The sequence below is a fragment of the Nocardioides sp. genome, from assembly GCF_024509035.1.
In the GTDB taxonomy this organism is placed as follows: Bacteria; Actinomycetota; Actinomycetes; order Propionibacteriales; family Nocardioidaceae; genus Nocardioides.
On the sequence record NZ_JANINT010000447.1, the window covers coordinates 1 to 16,445 of the forward strand.

Annotated in this window: 16 protein-coding genes; 11 read left to right on the forward strand and 5 right to left on the reverse strand. The window is 72.3% G+C overall.

What is annotated here, in order from left to right; translation table 11 throughout:
• Positions 1-237: GTP-binding protein (locus Q0L15_RS24355; RefSeq protein WP_296607442.1), on the reverse strand; the 237-nt coding region annotated here is incomplete at its 3' end.
• A 59-nt stretch (positions 238-296) separates the two neighbouring features.
• Between Q0L15_RS24355 and Q0L15_RS24360 the strand changes: the two genes are divergently transcribed.
• From Q0L15_RS24360 to Q0L15_RS24375, 4 genes are all read left to right on the forward strand, one after another.
• The gene (locus tag Q0L15_RS24360; protein WP_296607443.1) at positions 297-2,117 is read left to right on the forward strand and encodes a hypothetical protein; all 1,821 of its coding nucleotides are present in this window, start codon (positions 297-299) and stop codon (positions 2,115-2,117) included.
• A 29-nt stretch (positions 2,118-2,146) separates the two neighbouring features.
• Positions 2,147-2,620 carry a PPOX class F420-dependent oxidoreductase gene (locus Q0L15_RS24365; RefSeq protein WP_296607444.1) on the forward strand — a complete coding sequence of 158 codons (474 nt, stop codon included), beginning with the start codon at positions 2,147-2,149 and terminating at the stop codon, positions 2,618-2,620.
• Between the two features lie 65 nt (positions 2,621-2,685).
• Positions 2,686-5,727: an immunoglobulin domain-containing protein gene (locus Q0L15_RS24370; protein ID WP_296607445.1), complete on the forward strand. Its 3,042-nt coding sequence runs from the start codon at positions 2,686-2,688 to the stop codon at positions 5,725-5,727.
• A gap of 12 nt (positions 5,728-5,739) precedes the next feature.
• Positions 5,740-7,011, forward strand: coding sequence for a protealysin inhibitor emfourin (locus Q0L15_RS24375; RefSeq protein WP_296607446.1), 1,272 nt, complete (start codon positions 5,740-5,742; stop codon positions 7,009-7,011).
• 16 nt (positions 7,012-7,027) lie between these two features.
• Here Q0L15_RS24375 and Q0L15_RS24380 read toward each other — a convergent pair whose 3' ends face one another.
• Positions 7,028-7,717, reverse strand: coding sequence for an amino acid racemase (locus Q0L15_RS24380; protein ID WP_296607447.1), 690 nt, complete (start codon positions 7,715-7,717; stop codon positions 7,028-7,030).
• Positions 7,718-7,831: 114 nt separating this feature from the next.
• Between Q0L15_RS24380 and Q0L15_RS24385 the strand changes: the two genes are divergently transcribed.
• Both Q0L15_RS24385 and Q0L15_RS24390 read left to right on the forward strand, forming a co-directional pair.
• Positions 7,832-8,374 (forward strand): DUF6318 family protein, encoded by a 543-nt coding sequence (locus tag Q0L15_RS24385; RefSeq protein ID WP_296607448.1) that lies wholly within the window; start codon positions 7,832-7,834, stop codon positions 8,372-8,374.
• Between the two features lie 188 nt (positions 8,375-8,562).
• Entirely contained in the window at positions 8,563-8,850 is a 288-nt protein-coding gene (locus Q0L15_RS24390; RefSeq protein ID WP_296607449.1) for a hypothetical protein, read from the forward strand.
• Between the two features lie 21 nt (positions 8,851-8,871).
• On the opposite strand, the gene Q0L15_RS24395 is transcribed toward Q0L15_RS24390, so the two are convergent.
• Positions 8,872-9,705 (reverse strand): hypothetical protein, encoded by an 834-nt coding sequence (locus Q0L15_RS24395; protein WP_296607450.1) that lies wholly within the window; start codon positions 9,703-9,705, stop codon positions 8,872-8,874.
• Between the two features lie 410 nt (positions 9,706-10,115).
• Between Q0L15_RS24395 and Q0L15_RS24400 the strand changes: the two genes are divergently transcribed.
• Complete coding sequence (locus tag Q0L15_RS24400; RefSeq protein WP_296607451.1) at positions 10,116-10,922, forward strand: hypothetical protein; 807 nt, start codon at positions 10,116-10,118, stop codon at positions 10,920-10,922.
• A 563-nt stretch (positions 10,923-11,485) separates the two neighbouring features.
• Here Q0L15_RS24400 and Q0L15_RS24405 read toward each other — a convergent pair.
• The gene (locus Q0L15_RS24405; RefSeq protein ID WP_296607452.1) at positions 11,486-12,892 is read right to left on the reverse strand and encodes a recombinase family protein; all 1,407 of its coding nucleotides are present in this window, start codon (positions 12,890-12,892) and stop codon (positions 11,486-11,488) included.
• 17 nt (positions 12,893-12,909) lie between these two features.
• Between Q0L15_RS24405 and Q0L15_RS24410 the strand changes: the two genes are divergently transcribed.
• A complete protein-coding gene (locus tag Q0L15_RS24410; protein ID WP_296607453.1) occupies positions 12,910-13,260 on the forward strand; it encodes a hypothetical protein in 351 nt (116 codons plus the stop codon).
• Positions 13,261-13,484: 224 nt separating this feature from the next.
• On the opposite strand, the gene Q0L15_RS24415 is transcribed toward Q0L15_RS24410, so the two are convergent.
• A complete protein-coding gene (locus Q0L15_RS24415; RefSeq protein WP_296607454.1) occupies positions 13,485-14,231 on the reverse strand; it encodes an SDR family NAD(P)-dependent oxidoreductase in 747 nt (248 codons plus the stop codon).
• A 64-nt stretch (positions 14,232-14,295) separates the two neighbouring features.
• Here Q0L15_RS24415 and Q0L15_RS24420 point away from each other — a divergent pair, with 64 nt between their 5' ends.
• From Q0L15_RS24420 to Q0L15_RS24430, 3 genes are all read left to right on the forward strand, one after another.
• On the forward strand, positions 14,296-14,721 hold the full coding sequence (locus Q0L15_RS24420; RefSeq protein ID WP_296607455.1) for a hypothetical protein: 426 nt from the start codon (positions 14,296-14,298) through the stop codon (positions 14,719-14,721).
• 124 nt (positions 14,722-14,845) lie between these two features.
• The gene (gene mshA, locus Q0L15_RS24425) at positions 14,846-16,087 is read left to right on the forward strand and encodes a D-inositol-3-phosphate glycosyltransferase (protein ID WP_296607457.1); all 1,242 of its coding nucleotides are present in this window, start codon (positions 14,846-14,848) and stop codon (positions 16,085-16,087) included.
• Positions 16,084-16,445 (forward strand): YbjN domain-containing protein (locus Q0L15_RS24430; protein WP_296607456.1); only part of this gene is annotated, 362 nt, incomplete at its 3' end. The genes mshA and Q0L15_RS24430, both read left to right, overlap by 4 nt.

Here is a 16,445-nt window from a genome sequence, read left to right on the forward strand (position 1 = left end):
CTGGCCGCCGCCCGACGGGCCGGAGTAGTGGATCGCGGTGTTCTTCGCGAGGATCGTGATGCCCTTCTCGCGCTCCAGGTCGCCGGAGTCCATGACCCGCTCGGCGACGCCCTCGGCCTGGTGGGCGGTGAACGCCCCGCCCTGGCGGAGCATCGCGTCGACGAGCGTCGTCTTGCCGTGGTCGACGTGCGCGACGATCGCGACGTTGCGGAGGTCGGTGCGAGCGGTAGTAGGCACGAGGGTCGAGTCTACCGATTTCACCCCCCAGGGCCCGCATCGACGGCTAGCCTCGACGGGTGGGGGGAGCGCTGCGTGCTGCGCTGACAGGGGGGTTCGCGACGGCTGTGGCCGTCGTCGGCCTCGTCGGGCTGCCCACCGAGCCCGCGGCCGCGGTGAGCACCGGACGGCCGATCGCGGTCGCTGCGGCCGACGACGGCACGTCGTACGTCGGCTATGCCGCCGGCCATCGGCTGCTGCGGCTCGACGCCCGCGGTGTGGTCGCCGGCTCCGTGCCGCTGGACCGGGACGCCCCGGTGACCGCCCTCGACGTGGGGCCCGGCGGCAGTGTCTGGGTCGACTACGGCGACAGGGTCTCCGAGCTCGCGCCGGACGGCACGGCGCTCACCCACTTCCCGGTCGGGTCCGGGGCCTGCCCGCTCGACCGCGCGCACGACCCGGCGCGCTACGGCGGCCTCCACGTCGCCGGGGCCGCCGGCGCGGAGACCGTGTACGTCGCCGGCCGCTGCTCCCCGACGGTCGAGATCTACCGGCGCGACGGCGAGCTCCTGGCCACCGTCCGGCTCCCCGGCCGGGCCTATCCCCGCGACGTCGTCCTCGCGCCCGCGGCGAAGAGCCTGCCGGCGCGGATGTACGTGTCGGTCCCGGACGCCGGCCGGGTCTACGCCTACGACACCGCCCGGCTGCGCTCGGACCCGAAGCCGGCACGCACCCTGGTCATCAAGCGGTTCTTCGGCTACCGCACCCCCGCGCCCGGTCCGCTGGCCGCCGACGAGAAGGGCCAGCTGGCCGTCGTCGACGTCGCCAACAACGCGGTCCACTTCTACAACGGCCCCGAGAACTACTGGTACTACCGCACCCTGGGCCACCCGCCGGACCCGGCGTCGGACCGCGGCTTCCTGGATCGGGCGACCGCCTTCGACAACGCCGGCGGTAGCTTCCGCGACGGCTTCTGGGTCGCCGACACCGGCAACGGCCGGATCCAGCACTGGGACCACCTCGGCACCACCGACTGGATGGCCGACGCGCCGCCGCCCGGCGACCCCGGGGCACCGGTGAACACCGCGCTCCCGCGGATCACGGGCTCGCCGTACGCCGGGCGGGTCCTCACCTGCGAGCCCGGGGAATGGGACGGCGCCGTCGCGTCGTACGAGCTGGCCTGGCTGCGTGACGGGCTGCCGATCAGCGGTGCCGACGGACCCGACTACGCCGTCACGTCCCGCGACGTGGCCACCGAGCTGACCTGCACGGTGACGGTCCGGGCTGCGAGCGGCGCCAGCTCGGCGCCCACCGCCAGTGAGGTCTTCCCGATCCCGGGCCCGCACTCGCCCCCGTACCTGCTGCAGCCGCCGCGGATCAGCGGCACGCCCAGCTCGGGGTCGATCGTGCGCTGCAGCAACGGGACCTGGACCGGTGGACCGACGAGGTTCCTGCGCGGCTGGCTGCGCGACGGCCAGCTGCTCCCCGGGACCAACGCCGCCGAGTACCTCGTGACGGACAACGACCGCTACCACGAGCTGACCTGCCGGGTGGCGGCGGTGAACGGCAACGGCACCAGCAAGGTGGCGCTCAGCGACCCGGTCGCTGTGCCCGACGGTGGCGGCGGCCAGGTCGGTGCGCCGCGCAACACCACGCGGCCCCGGATCATCGGCCGCGCCAAGGTCGGCACGGTGCTCTACTGCGACCCCGGACAGTGGCGCAACGCCCCGGTCTTCGGCTACGTGTGGCGCCGCGACGGGGCCGCGCTGGGCGGCTCGGAGCGAGACCAGTACGAGGTGCTCGGGGACGACCGCGGGCACCGGCTCACCTGCCTGGTCACCGGCACCAACCCGGCCGGCTCGGCCCAGGCGGGCTCGGGGGCGGTCGTGCCCCGGCGCTGAGCGCCGCACCACCGACCTACAGTGGCGCCATGCCTCGCATCGCCACCCAGGACCGCGTCAGTCGCGAGCAGCTGCTCGACTTCGTCCGGACCCGCCACCACCTGGTGCTGGTCACCACCCGCGCCAACGGCGGCCCACAGCTCTCGCCGGTCGCCGGTGGGGTGGACGCCGAGGGGAGCATCGTGATCTCGACGTACCCCGACCGCGCCAAGGCGGTGAACCTGCGCCGCAACCCGGCGGCCACGGTGCTGGTGCTCTCCGACGACTGGGACGACGCGTGGGTGCAGGTCGACGGCACCGCCGAGGTGCTCGACATGCCGGCGCAGGAGGCCGAGGACGGGCTGGTCGAGTACTACCGCTGCATCGCCGGCGAGCACCCCGACTGGGACGAGTACCGCGAGGCGATGCGCCGCCAGGGCAAGTCGCTGATCCGGATCCGGGTCGACTCCTGGGGGCCGGTCGCCACCGGCGGCTTCCCGCCCGACCGCGCCCCCGCGTCCTGACCGGTCCAGTCACCCGGTCCAGTCGAGTGCCCCGCTCGGGGGCGACGTCGGCTTAGGGTCGGCGCGTGCGCGGCTACGCCCCCCTGGGCCGCTTGCTCGGCCTGGCCATGATCCTCGCGGGGCTCGGGACCGTGTCCTTGGCGACCGCCGAGAACGCCGCCGCCGGCACCGCGGACAGCCCCACCGCGATCGGTGTCAGCTCGAACGGCACGACGTACGTCGGGTTCGCGACCGGGGGCAGGCTGCAGCGGATCTCGGTGAGCGGCAAGGCGAAGGGGTCGCTCCCGCTCGACCAGGACGAGGCCGTCGACGGCATCTTCGTGACCGCCAGCGACGACATCTGGGTGAACTACGAGACCGGGATGTCGCTGCTCAGCCCGTCGGGACGGGTGATCGCGCACCACGACCACGACCCGGTGCGGGACTGCGACGCGAGCGCCCCGCCGCAGCGCTACGGCGGGATCACCGCGCGCGACAACCGCATCTACGTCGCCAACCGCTGCGACGACAGCGTCTCGGTCTACGCCCGCAACGGCGACCTCGAGGCCACCGTCGACCTGCCGGGCAACGACTACCCGCGCGGCATCACCTACGGCGTCGCCCAGGCCGGCCGTCCGGCGATGCTGTACGTCGCCGTGCCCGACCGTGGCCAGGTCTTCGCCTACAAAGCGGCGTCGCTGCGCAGCTCCGCCAAGCCCGCGCAGACGTTCACGATGCGTCGCCCCGGCGGTGGCAAGCGCCCGATGCCGGCGGGCATCGCGGTCGACAAGTGGGGCCAGCTCACCGTCACCGACATCGCCAACAACGCGGTCTACCTGGTCGACACCAACCACGGCTTCTCGCTCTACCGCACCCTCGGCCACCCGCCGCGGGCCAGCCGCGCGGCCGGCCGGCTCAGCAGCCCCGGCGCCCTGGCCCAGCACGCCCAGGACGGCGGGTCGCTCTCGGGCGACCTGTTCATCGCCGACACCGGCAACGGCCGGGCCCAGCGCTGGAACACCAGCGGCTACACCTACTGGGCCAAGAACGTCCGTCCCGGCTCCGGCGGCGGTGGCGGTGACGACGGAGGCGACGGAGGCGGCGACGGCGGCGACGGCGACGGCGGTGGGAACGGCGGCGGCGACGGCGGTGGAGGGGGCGTCCCGGTCAGCACCTCGCCCCCCACGATCGGCGGGTCGGCCCAGGTCGGCTCCACGCTGAGCTGCTCGAGCGGCGGCTGGTTCGGGTCCCCGGGCTCGATCGAGCGCGCCTGGCTGCGCAACGGCGGCGTCATCGGCGGCGCCACCGGCTCGACGTACGTCGTCACGGCCACCGACGCGGGCACCACGATCGGGTGCCGGGTGCGCGCCGGCAACGCCTCGGGCACCAGCGACTGGGTCTACAGCGACACCGTGACCGTCTCGGCGTCCGGTGGCGGCTCCGGGCCGACGAACATCTCGCCGCCGGTGATCTCCGGCACCGCGGCGGTCGGCCAGACGCTCACCTGCAGCGCCGGCTCGTGGTCGGGCGGCGGCGGCCCGTTCGGCGGAACGGCCAACACCTACGCCTACCAGTGGCGGCGCGACGGGGGTGCGATCAGCGGCGCCACCGGCACGACGTACGCCGTCGTGGCCGCCGACGCCGGCACCTCGCTGACGTGCGTGGTGACCGCCACCAACACCTCCGGCAGCAGCCAGCAGGCCTCGGCGCCCGTCGTGGTCGGCGGGGGCACGGCCGGCCCGGTGAACGTCTCCGCGCCGGCGGTGCTCGGCACCCCGGCCGTCGGCCAGGCGCTGACGTGCTCGCCCGGGAGCTGGACCGGCACCGCGATCACCTACGCCTTCCAGTGGCGGCGCGACGGGGCGGTGCTGACGGGCGCCACCGCCGCGACCTACGCCGTCCTCGCCGCCGACGCCGGTCACGCGCTCAGCTGCACGGTCACCGCCACCACGACCGGCGGCAGCAGCCAGCAGACCTCCGCGCCGGTCGTGGTCGGCGGGGGCACGGCCGGACCGGTGAACGTCGCCGCGCCGGTGGTCTCCGGGACGCCGGCGGTCGGCCAGACGCTCACCTGCGGCCCTGGCAGCTGGACCGGGGCGACCGCCTACGCCTTCGCCTGGAGACGCGACGGCGCGCTGATCGGCGGCGCCACCGCAGCCACCTACCAGGTCGGGGCCGCCGACGCGGGCCGGGCGCTGACCTGCGTCGTCACCGCGAGCAACCTCTCCGGCAGCGCCCAGCAGTCCTCCGCGGCCGTGACCGTGGCCGCCGAGGCGCCCGCGAACCCGGTGAACACGGTGCCGCCGATCGTCTCCGGCTCGGCCGCCCCCGGCGAGGTGCTCACCTGCCTGCCGGGAGCCTGGTCGGGCAGCGGCCTGGGCTACACCTACAGCTGGAAGCGGAACGGCACGGCGATCGCGCTGGCCACCTGGTCGTCGTACACCGTCCTCTCCGAGGACGTCGGGGCCTCGCTGACCTGCACGGTCGTCGCCACGAACACCCAGGGCAGCGCGCAGGCGACCTCGAGCCCCGCGGTCGTCCCCGGGCCGTCCGGCCACGCCCCCGCGAACACCGCCGCTCCCGCGGTCACCGGCACCGCCGCAGCCGGCCAGACGCTGACCTGCGAGCCCGGCACCTGGGCGGGCATCCCCGAGCTCGTCACGACCTACCGGTGGCAGCGCAACGGCGCCGACGTGGCCGGCGCGACCGGTGCGACGTACGTCGTCGCAGCGGCCGACGCAGCCACGAGCCTGCGCTGCGTCGTGGTGGTGGCCAACGGCTACGGCAAGGCCGCGGTGGCCTCGCCCGGCGTCACGGTCGCGGGCAGCGCCGACACCAGTGCCTGCCTCGGGCAGATCGGCGTGAGCGTCGACGCGGGCGCCACCCGGGTGACCACGCCGGACGTGCTGCTCGGCATCGTCGCGCCGAGCGGGGTGACCACGGTGACGATCTCGAACGACTTCGAGTTCGCGACGTCGGTGACGATGCCGGTGACCCCGTCGTGCACGTACGCGTGGACGCTGCGGTCCACGCCGGGCGCCGCGGCGATGTCGTCGGTGTTCGTGCGGTTCGGGTCGAACCCGATGGTGTTCGGCTACAGCGTCCTGGTGGACCGCACCGGAGGGTGAGAGCCTGGGGCGATGACGTGCCGGTTCGTCCCGCCGTACCTGCTCCGCCTGGTCGCGCCCGAGAGCCTCGTCGTCGACGAACGGCTGCGCGGCGCCCGGGCGGTGCCGACCCTCGAACGCCGGCCGGTGCTCGGCCCCGGCGGCCCGGCCTGGACCGTCCACACCGCCGACAACGCGATGGCGCTGCCCGGCCGCGCCGTGCGGTCGGCGGGCGAGCCCGAGGCCGGTGACCCGGCGGTCGACGAGGCGGCCGCGGGGGTGGCGGGCGCGCTCGCGCTGTTCGCGGAGGTCTACGGGCGCTCGTCGTACGACGGCGACGGGGCGCCCGTCAGCCTGACCGTCCACTACGGCCGCGACTACGACAACGCGTTCTGGGACGGCACCCAGCTGGTCTTCGGCGACGGCGACGGGACGGTGTTCGGGCGGTTCACCCGGCCCGTGGACGTGCTCGGCCACGAGCTGACGCACGCGGTCACCGAGCACACCGCGGGGCTGCGCTACCAGGGGCAGTCGGGCGCGCTCAACGAGTCGGTCTCCGACGTCTTCGCGGCCTGCCTCAAGCAGCGGCTGCTCGGGCAGACCGCCGCCGAGGCCGACTGGCTGATCGGCGAGGGCATCTTCGTGCCCGGCGTGCGAGCGCGGGCGCTGCGCGACATGGCCGCGCCCGGGACGGCGTACGACGACCCGGCGCTGGGTCGCGACCCGCAGGTCGGCCACCTGAACGACTACGTCGAGACCACCGACGACAACGGGGGAGTGCACCTCAACTCCGGCATCCCCAACCGGGCCTTCCAGCTCGCGGCGACCGCGATCGGCGGCTCGACGTGGGAGGGCGCGGGGCGGGTCTGGTACGCCGCGCTCACGGGCGGCGCGGTCGGCCCCGACACCGACTTCGCGGGCTTCGCCGCGGCGACGGTCGAGGCCGCTGGGGCCCACGCCGAGGTCGTGCGGTCGGCGTGGTCGGAGGTGGGGGTTGCCGGGTCGGCGGACGCCCCGGTCCCGCCCGGGCAGCCGAGGGGCTCGCGGCGGGTGAGTGTGCGGCGTACCGGCGGCTTCGCCGGCCTGCGCGCCTCGGGTGAGCTCGACCTCGACGGCGACGACCCGCGTGCCGCCGAGGTGGCCGCGCTCGTGGACCGCCTCGACCTGGCAGCGGTCGCGGGTGGTCCGCCGCAGCCGGACCGGTACGTCTACTCGCTCGACCTCTGCGGATCGTGCGCGGACGTGCCCGAGCAGCACCTCACCCCCGACCTCGCGCGGCTCGTGGAGCTGGTGCTGGGGCGATAGCCCGGCAGCTGTCGGCTCAGGCGAGGGCGCGGTCGAGGGCCGCGGCGACGTGGAGCGTGGTGCAGGGGAAGACCGGGATGTCCGCGTCGGCCTGGTGGACGAGCAGCTCGAGCTCGGTGCAGCCGAGGATCACCCCGCCCGCGCCGGCGTCCCAGAGCTCGTCGATGAGCTCGACGACCGCGCGGCGGGAGGTGTCGAGCACCTTGCCGTGGACGAGCTCGTCGTAGATGACGCGGTTGAGCATCTCGTGGTGCTTCTCGTCGGGGACGTGGACGGTGAGCCCGTGGTCCGCGACGCGGTCGGTGAAGAACGAGCGGGACATCGCGAACGTCGTACCGAGGAAGCCGACGGAGTCGAGCCGCTCGGCCTTGCACGCGTCGGCGACGACGTCGGCGAGGTGCAGCAGCGGGATGTCCACGGCGCCGGCGACCTGGTCGGCCACGCGGTGGAAGGTCGTGGTGCACAGCAGCAGGAAGTCGGCCCCCGCCGCCTCGACGCCGCGGGCGGCGCCGGCGAGGATCTCGGCGACGTCGTCCCACCGCTCCTGCTCCTGGAGCGCGGTCACCTCGGCGAAGTCGACGGAGGTCATCACCGTCTTGGCTGACGACAGCCCCCCGACCCGCTCCTCGACGCCCTGGTTGAGTGCCTCGTAGTAGGCGGCGCTGCTCTCCCAGCTCATCCCGCCGACGAGTCCGATCGTCTGCATGGGCTGATCCTGTCAGACCATCCACAGATCGCGGTACGGCGGTTTCGCAATCTGCGACGGCGGGGAATGATCGTGCCCGTGAACCGGTCTCGGACGGTCCTCACCGCACTCTCGATGATCTCGGTGCTCGCGCTCGGCGCGTGCTCGGGCGATGACCCCGAGCCCAAGGTCGCCGACCCGTCGCCGTCGGCGACACTGCCCTCCTCGCCCTCGACCACCCCCGTGTCGGGCCCCGTCGAGCCGACGATGCCTGCTGAGGCGCGGGGGACGGATGCGGCGGCTGCCGAGGCGTTCGTGAAGTTCTACTGGGAGATGGTCAATTACGCGCAGGCGACGGGGGATGTTGAGGGCGTTCGGGACCTAGCTCCTCAATGTGGCACCTGCGACGCCGCGATCAACTACATCGTCGATGTCTACGACCGAGGCGGCCGGATCGAAGGTGGCGAAGGGCGATTCCGCCACCTTCGAGCCAACTTCCTAGACCACGAAGGTGGGGTGCGGGCTCTCGTCCGGGGTGATCTGGCCAGTGCCGAGCAGCGCGTCGATCTGCCCGGGTCGAGAAACGATCAGTCATTTCCCGGTGGGACCCTGCCGTTTGAGCTGTTGCTCGAAGCAGGCGCAGACGGATGGACCGTCTTGACGATGGGGCAGCAATGAAGCGGCTCTGCGCCCTACTCGTTGCAGGCTGGCTGCTGCTGGCGTCCGGAGGCACAGCGCGAGCCGCCCATGGGGGCCCGGACGATGGCGCCTCAGCTACAAGTGCGCCAACCGCAATTCTGTTGCAGGTCATAGAGGCTCAGGGTGGGTCGGGATCTGTATCTCCGGCTGTTCAGAGCGATCCCGTCGTGTCCTCGTTCGAGGAGTCGGTCTGCGCCATGGGTGGTGCCCAAACCTGTTCTGAAACGGCGACGTGCGACAGCGGCGAGCCGATGACATACACCACCTACGTCACCGAGAGCGGGCTACTGCTCCCCGGCGGCAACAACTGTCCCGAGGACGCGGTCGCCGCGCCGCCGGAGGTGACGCCGGGGCTGGTGTTGCGGGCGTTCCGGCGCATCCCGCTGCCGGCCTCAGAGGTGGTGGTGCAGCCGCCGGGTGGCCGCACGTTGGTGAACTTGGACACAAGTTCCTAGGACACCATTTGATTGGGCGGTCTACACGCGCACCGGCGCGATGCGCGCGTGGGCCAACTGTGCGGGTTCGGGAGAGAGTTCCGCGAACGTGTATTCGGGGTTGATGCGTTGCAGCTGGGCCCGGTCGCTTCGGATCGCGTCAACCCCGGTCGGGGTGTAACCCATTGCGCGGTGATAGACCACCGCGCCGAGCAGTGACGGCACCGCCACGATGTGGGGATCATCCACCACCGGGGGCGCTACCTCAGTCACGAGACCCTCCCGCTGTAGCCCGTGCACGGCAGCGGCGAAGCCGTCGCCCGAGGCTGCGCCTTCTCGGGCCGCGGCCAGGTCGAAGTAGGACTGGCGGGGCGCCCAAACAGCGATTGCGCGAAGATCGTCGTTTGAACCGTTGAAGCGATGGTCGAGGCCAGTCCCGTCGAGAGTTGAACCGTAATACGCGCGGTAAATCCCGTAGTGAAGCCGAACCTGAGAGGCGGATAGGCCCGCGACAATCCTGGTGTAGTAGGCGCCATCGTCGCTAACCCCGTCGGGGCTCCGCGAGGCAACGAAGAGTCCCGCCAGATACTCCTGATGCAGGTCGTCGTCGACCCAAGAGGCCTCTTCGATGAGGACCTTCGCAGCCCTGGGGTTGATTCCCTGGCCGTCTGGCTCGGGGTCGGATGGGATGCGCTTAGCCACCTTCTCGCCGATCCGCAGGAGATTGCGCAGCCGGTACTCGGTCCACTCGCCGAACACCCTTCCGACCGCCTGGATTGAGGGGCCGATCGTCCAGTAAAGCGCCAGAGCGCCAGCGCCCTGGGCAGCGCCGGGAACGCCTAGTGCCGACAGGTCCGGGATGTCGGAGTCGCTCATGAGCGGAAGCGTAAAGGCGCCGCGCCAGCGGCGCCGCTTGACTTGAAAGAAGCAACGTAACTCGTTGGCCAGATCGGGGCGGCCCGTGCTGGGCGGCGGGGGCCCGAGCCGCCCACAAGCGCGGAGCGCGAGGACGGCTCGGGCCGACGCCTCCCGGCGTGGGCCTCTCACCTGCGACACGCGGACGTCCGGCGTTCATGGGAACGGTCGGCGGGGCAGGTAGATTTCGTGCCAAGACTCCTTGTGGCATGGGCAACGGCAATGCAGAGGCAACCAATAAGACCCGTGGCATGAGGGCTCACCTGTAGGTGTGGACTGAGTAGGTCGCGGGTGCGATTCCCGGCCGGACCGGCTTTGAGCGCTCAGTCGGGGCAGGGCTTCCTTAGCCTGCCTTCCGAAAGGTCTCTGCCTTGTCTGCGCACAAGGCGTCCGCTGGGTCTCGCGACGCCTCCCTACTTCCTGTCCGCGCTCCTGACGCGGGTTGGTACCTCACTCTCTATCCCGATGCCGCCGAGGGCGGCGGCTGCTTCGTCTCGTCTCGTCGTAAGGCGGGCGGCGGGGTTCCTGGTTCGGCGGTTGATCCCGAGCGGTCGCGGGCCGAGGCTGCTCGACGTGCTGGGGTCAAGGTCCGGCGCTACTGCGCTGCGAACGGCCTGGATCGTCTCGGCACCCTGACCTATGCCGGTGCTGGCTGTCACGACCCCGGCCAGGTCCGCGCCGATGTCGGGGTCTTCTTCCGGCGTCTTCGGTCATCGCTGGGCGGCGCGGCGTTCCCGTACGTGTGGGTGCCGGAGTGGCATCCCGGCGGGCATGGGCTCCACCTGCACTACGCGATGGGCCGCTACGTCCCGCGCGGCAAGATCGATGAGGCGTGGGGTCACGGGTACGTCCACATCAAGCGCCTTAGCGATGTCCCTCCGGGTGCTGGCGGGCTCCGTCAAGGCCGCTCGACTGCTCGCTACCTGTCCAAGTACGTGACCAAGGCGTTCAGCAGCGTCGATCGGGCATCAGGTCTGCACCGGTACGAGGTCGGGCAGGGCTTCCAGCCCCGTGGGCTGCGGCTGCACGGACGCTCTGGGCACGAGGCGCTGGCCAAGGCGGTGGCCGTGATGGGCGGTGCGCCGGCTGCTGAGTGGTGGTCACGGGACGCGCCGGCCTGGGAGGGCCCGCCGGCGTACTGGTTCTCCTGGGATCACGCGCGGGCGGTGGCGTCGTGATGGGGCCCGACGAGTTGGCCGCGTGGGTGGCTGCGTCATGTGCCGCTCAGGGGCTCCAGGTCAAGGTCACCGATCCGGCAACGCTGCGCCGGGTGAGCGTGCTCCTCACCGGCTCGGCTCTTCCCGGGCACTCTGTCCGGCTCGGAAAGGGGGAGGGGGTGAAGGACGATGGGAAACAGGCCTAGGCCACGCCGCGCGCCGCGCAGCTCGACTCTGCTGGTTGACTTCGCGGTCGCGCAGCTCTTCCGCAGCGAGTGCAGTCAGTGCGGGAGCGGGATGCTGCACTGGTTCACCGGCGCTGAGGCGCCGGGCGTCATGGGCGCTCGGGATGCTGCGGGGATGCTCTCGCTGATGCCCCGTGCCGAGCGATCGCGTGCCGCGTGTTGGCGCTGCCTCTCGTGCGGGGAAGCGGGCGCCTTCGGCGACACCACGTTCGGCTGAGGTATCGAGCGGTGGGGGTGGTGGGGCATCTCGGGTCGCCCCTTAGGGGCCCCGGCGGGCGAGGAACGAGCCCGTTGGGGAGGGGCGGGGCCCCACCACCGCCGCCCCAGCCACAGGGGGGTTCAGACGCGCCACTCGATGTCGACCCGGTTCGGGTCCAGGCCCCGGGTGCCTCGCTGGCCGGGCCCGATGGTGATGACAGTGGTTAGGGCTCGGATGATCGCCTGTTGGCGGGCGAGGGTCAGGTCATGCCACGTCTCGGACAGGCTGCGGCCGGTGCCGAACAGTCCTGCAAGGGCGTCGGTGCGGGTCAGGGTCGCTAGTCGGCGCTCGGCGGTCTCTTGCTGCTGGACGATGGTGGTGCGCATCGTGACGAACTCGCGGCGGCTGATCTCTCCGGCGGCGAACATCTGGCCCAGGTCGTCCAGTCGGCCCTGCGTCTGCTCGATGATGTCGGCAACCTCGCGGGCTCGATGATCGGCCTCGGTCTGCGCGTTGATCGTCTGAGCCAACTCCGGGGTGTCGAGTCGGTAGAGCACTGCCAAGGTGACCAGTTCCTCGAGGGGCTCGGCCGTGATGAACAGCCGCCCGCAGCCACGATGGTCAGGGCCCTTCAGGCATCCGTAACGGCGTCGTCCCTCCCGGGGAGTCGAGTAGAGCCGGGTGCCGCACTTCCCGCACCGCAGCAGGCCCCCACTGAGTAGGTAGCGCTGGGGCGCTCGCTGTCCGGTGCGCTTCCGTGCTGCGAAAGCGGCCACGACTCGCTGATGCTCGTCCTCGGTGATGATCGCGGGCCACCTGGCGGGGCCGATCACCTGGCCTCGGTGCTCCATGAGTCCGGCGATGCGTGGGCTGGTCATGATCTGTCTGACGGTGGTCGTTCGCCACTCTCCGCCGCCGGTGGTGGGGATGCCGGTGTCGGAGAGCCACTCCGTCAGGCTCTTCACGCTGTCACCGGCGAGGAAGCGGCGCACCAGGTCCCGCACGATGTCGGCCTCGACCGGGTCCACGTGGAGTTGGTCGCGGGTGTAGCCGAACGGGCGGCGTCCCCCGGTGACGGGGAGTCCAGCGGCGGCTAGTTCTTCCTTCTTGCGCAGGATGCGGCGGCTCTTGCTGGCTGACTCGTTCGCGGAAACCGCACCGGTGATGCGGGCAACGAGGATGCCGTCCCCGGTGCCGAAGTCGGCGTTGCCAGTCACGCTGCGGATATTGCTGCTGATCCCAGCCCGGTCAACGATCTGGAAGAAGTGCTCCAACTCGATCGGTCGTCGGTGCAGGCGGTCCTGGTGCCACACGAGTAGGGCATCGACAGCCCCGGCTTCGATGTCGGACAGGAGACGTTGGTACTCCGGTCGGGGCTTTCCGCTGTACGCGGACACGTCGTTGTCGATGTACTCGTCAACGAGGGGCCAACCCAGCCGCTCAGCCTCGGCGCGGCAGTCTTGGCGCTGACGCTCGACCCCGGCGCGCGTCTCGTGAGGGTCGCTTGAGATGCGGGCGTAGATCGCGGCTGCGCGCGGTGTTGTCACAAAGGACACAATAAGGATTGGTCGTCTTCGAGACGAACTTCTACACCGAGCAGGGCGAGTTCACCCGGGTGGTGCGGTTGCTGGGGCAGCGGGTGGAGCTGCGGATCTGGCCGGACACGTTCACCTGGCGCTACGGGGACGGGGCGAGCGAGCAGACGTCGTCGCCGGGGTCGGCCTACCCGGACCTGGAGATCACCCACCGCTACCTGTCGAAGGGCCGGGTGGCGGTCAGCGTCGACACGACGTATGCGGCGGACTTCCGGGTCGGCAACGGTGGCTGGCAGCACGTCGACGGGACCGTGACGATCCCGGGCGAGGCGGAGCCGTTGCGGGTGGTGACCGCCCGGCCGGTGCTGGTCGGCGGCTGATCGAAAGTGCGGTGGTTGGCGTGAACCAGGTGGAAGCCAGACACCGCACTTTCCCGGGGCGGGGCGTTCGACCGAGGCGGCGGCCCCAAAGCCGGCCCGCGACCCCGACCCGAGCGCACCTGTCCCGTCTCTGCTGCCCATGACCGCAAGCCCCACGGCCCGCAGGCCGACGTGCCTCCGGCGCCCTGCGCAGCCTGCGGGGGTCTCGCCGGGCTCGACCCGGCTCAGCCCTCGCGGAAGATCTTGTGCTGGGCGGCCTGGGCCCGCGGCTTGATGACGAGCTCGTCGATGTTCACGTGGGGCGGACGGGTGACCATCCAGCCGATGGCATCGGCGACGTCCTCCGCGACGAGCGGCTCGGCGACGCCGGCGTACACCGCCTCCGCCTTCGCGCGGTCGCCCTCGAACCGCACCAGCGCGAACTCGTCGGTCTTCACCATCCCGGGCGCGACCTCCATGACCCGTACCGGCTGGTCCCACAGCTCCAGGCGCAGCGTCTCGGTGACGACCTTGGTGCCGTGCTTGGCGGCGGTGTAGCCGGCGCCGCCCTCGTAGGCGATCCGGCCGGCGGTCGAGCCCACGTTGACGATCGCCCCGGCGCCGCTCGCGACCAGCGCGGGCAGCAGCGCCCGGGTGACCTGCATCAGCCCGATGACGTTGACCTCGTACATCCGCCGCCAGTCGTCGGTGTCCGCGGCCGCCACCGGGGCGGAGCCGAAGGCGCCACCGGCGTTGTTGACGAGGACGTCGAGCCGGTCGCCGACCGCGGCGGCCAGCGCGGCCACGGACGACTCCGAGGTCACGTCGCACGCGACCGGCGTGCCGCCGATCTCGTCGGCGAGCTCCTCGATGCGGTCGGCGCGGCGGGCCGCGCAGAACACGTGGAAGCCCTCCGCCGCGAGGCGGCGGGCGGTCGCGGCGCCGATGCCGCTGCTGGCTCCGGTGACGACGGCGGTGCGGGAACTGCTCACGGGCCCATTGTGGTGGACGCCGCGCGCCCGGTGGCACACTGACCTGTCGTCGGAAGGGGTCCAGATGCGCGTGCCTGCTGCGGTCGCCGGGTCGCTCGGCGGTCTGTGCTGGCTGGCGGCGTACGTCGCCGACCGCGCGGGCGCCGGTGCCGGGCTCGTCGACGGGGTCGCCTGGGCGGGCGTCGCGCTGCTGACGATCGCCGTGGTCGCGACCGGCGCCAGCCTGGTCAGCAGCAGCGCCACCTGGCTGCGGATCATCGTGGCGGTCTGCTTCGCCGCGCTCGTCGGCTCGGTGCTCGAGGTGATCCGCCAGGGCGGGGACGCCCTCGTCGTCGACGCCGTGTTCGGGGTGGGCGTGCTGGTCGTCTCGGTCGTCGTCCTCGCGCGCGACCGACGCGACCGACGTGACCGGCCGGCGGAGGCCCCGCGTGAGTCCGCTCGGAGGGCCGCGCCGTCGGCGCGCCGCAGCCGCGGCTCGCATGCCCGCTGACCGTGACGGGCACCTCATCGGCGGAGGGGAGCGCCCGGGAATCAACCGCGTCCCCAGCGCGTTCCCCCTCGTTGGACCCCCAGACGATCCCGAGGTGGCAGTGGAACCGATCCGGCGCGTGGCGATGATCAGCCTGCACACCTCGCCCCTCGACCAGCCGGGCACGGGCGACGCCGGCGGCATGAACGTCTACGTCATCGAGCTGTCCAAGCGGCTCGCCGCCCAGGGCATCGCCGTCGACATCTTCACCCGCGCCACGAGCTCGGCCCTCGACCCGATCGTCGACGCGTACGACGGCGTCACCGTGCGCCACGTCCACGCCGGCCCGTTCGAGGGGCTGACCAAGGCCGAGCTGCCCGGCCAGCTGTGCGTGTTCGCCCGCGAGGTGCTGCGCGCCGAGGCCGCCCAGCCGGTCGGCCACTACGACGTCGTGCACTCCCACTACTGGCTCTCGGGCCAGGTCGGGGCGCTGGCCCGCGACCGGTGGGGCGTGCCGCTCGTGCACTCGATGCACACGATGGCCAAGGTCAAGAACGACGCCCTCGCCGACGGCGACACCCCCGAGCCGATGGCGCGGATCATCGGCGAGGAGCAGGTCGTCGAGGCCGCCGACATGCTGGTCGCGAACACCGACCTCGAGGCCAAGCAGCTCATCAACCTCTACGACGCCGACCCGGGCCGGGTCGAGGTCGTCCACCCGGGGGTCGACCTGGAGGTCTTCCGCCCGCAGGACCGTGCCGCCGCCCGCGCCGCGCTCGACCTGCCCGCCGACGCCGCGGTGCTGCTCTTCGCCGGCCGGATCCAGCCGCTCAAGGCTCCCGACGTCCTGCTGCGCGCGGTCGCCGTGCTGCTCGCCCGCGCCCCCCACCTGCGCTCGCGCCTGGTCGTCCCGATCGTCGGCGGCCCGTCGGGCAGCGGCCTCGACCACCCCGAGTCGCTGGCCCAGCTGGCCGGCGAGCTCGGCCTCGACGGGCCCGACGGCGTCGTCCGCTTCGTGCCGCCGGTCTCCCAGGGCGACCTGGCGCGCTGGTGCGCCGCCTCGACGCTCGTGGCGGTGCCGTCCTACAACGAGTCGTTCGGCCTCGTCGCTGCCGAGGCCCAGGCGACGGGCACGCCCGTCGTCGCCGCGGCCGTCGGCGGACTGACGACGGTCGTGCGCGACGGCCGCAGCGGACTGCTCGTCGACGGCCACGAGCCCGAGGTGTGGGCCGACGCACTGCGCCGCATCGTCGAGGACGACGCCCTGCGCGACCGGCTCGCCGCCGGCGCGCTCGAGCAGGCGCGGATGTTCGCGTGGGAGCGCACCGCCGAGCAGGTCCTCGACGTCTACGGCCGCGCCCAGACCCAGCTCCGGGAGGCCGTGTGAGCCTCCCCGATCCGCGACAGGTGGTCCGCGACTACCTGGCCGCCCACGAGATCGAGGTCGAGGAGACCGCCGAGGGAGTGTTCTCGTTCTCGCTGCCCGGTGAGAAGAAGCTGCAGACCGCTGTCCGGCTCGACATCGGCGCGCACGCCGTCGGCATCCACGCCTTCGTGTGTCGCAACCCCGACGAGAACCACGAGGGCGTCTATCGCTGGCTGCTCCAGCGCAACCTGCGGATGTACGGCGTCTCCTTCGCGCTGGACCGACTCGGCGACATCTACCTCGACGGCCGGCTGCCGCTGAGCACGCTGACTGCCGACGAGCTCGATCGGCTGCTCGGCTCGGTGCTGACCTACGCCGA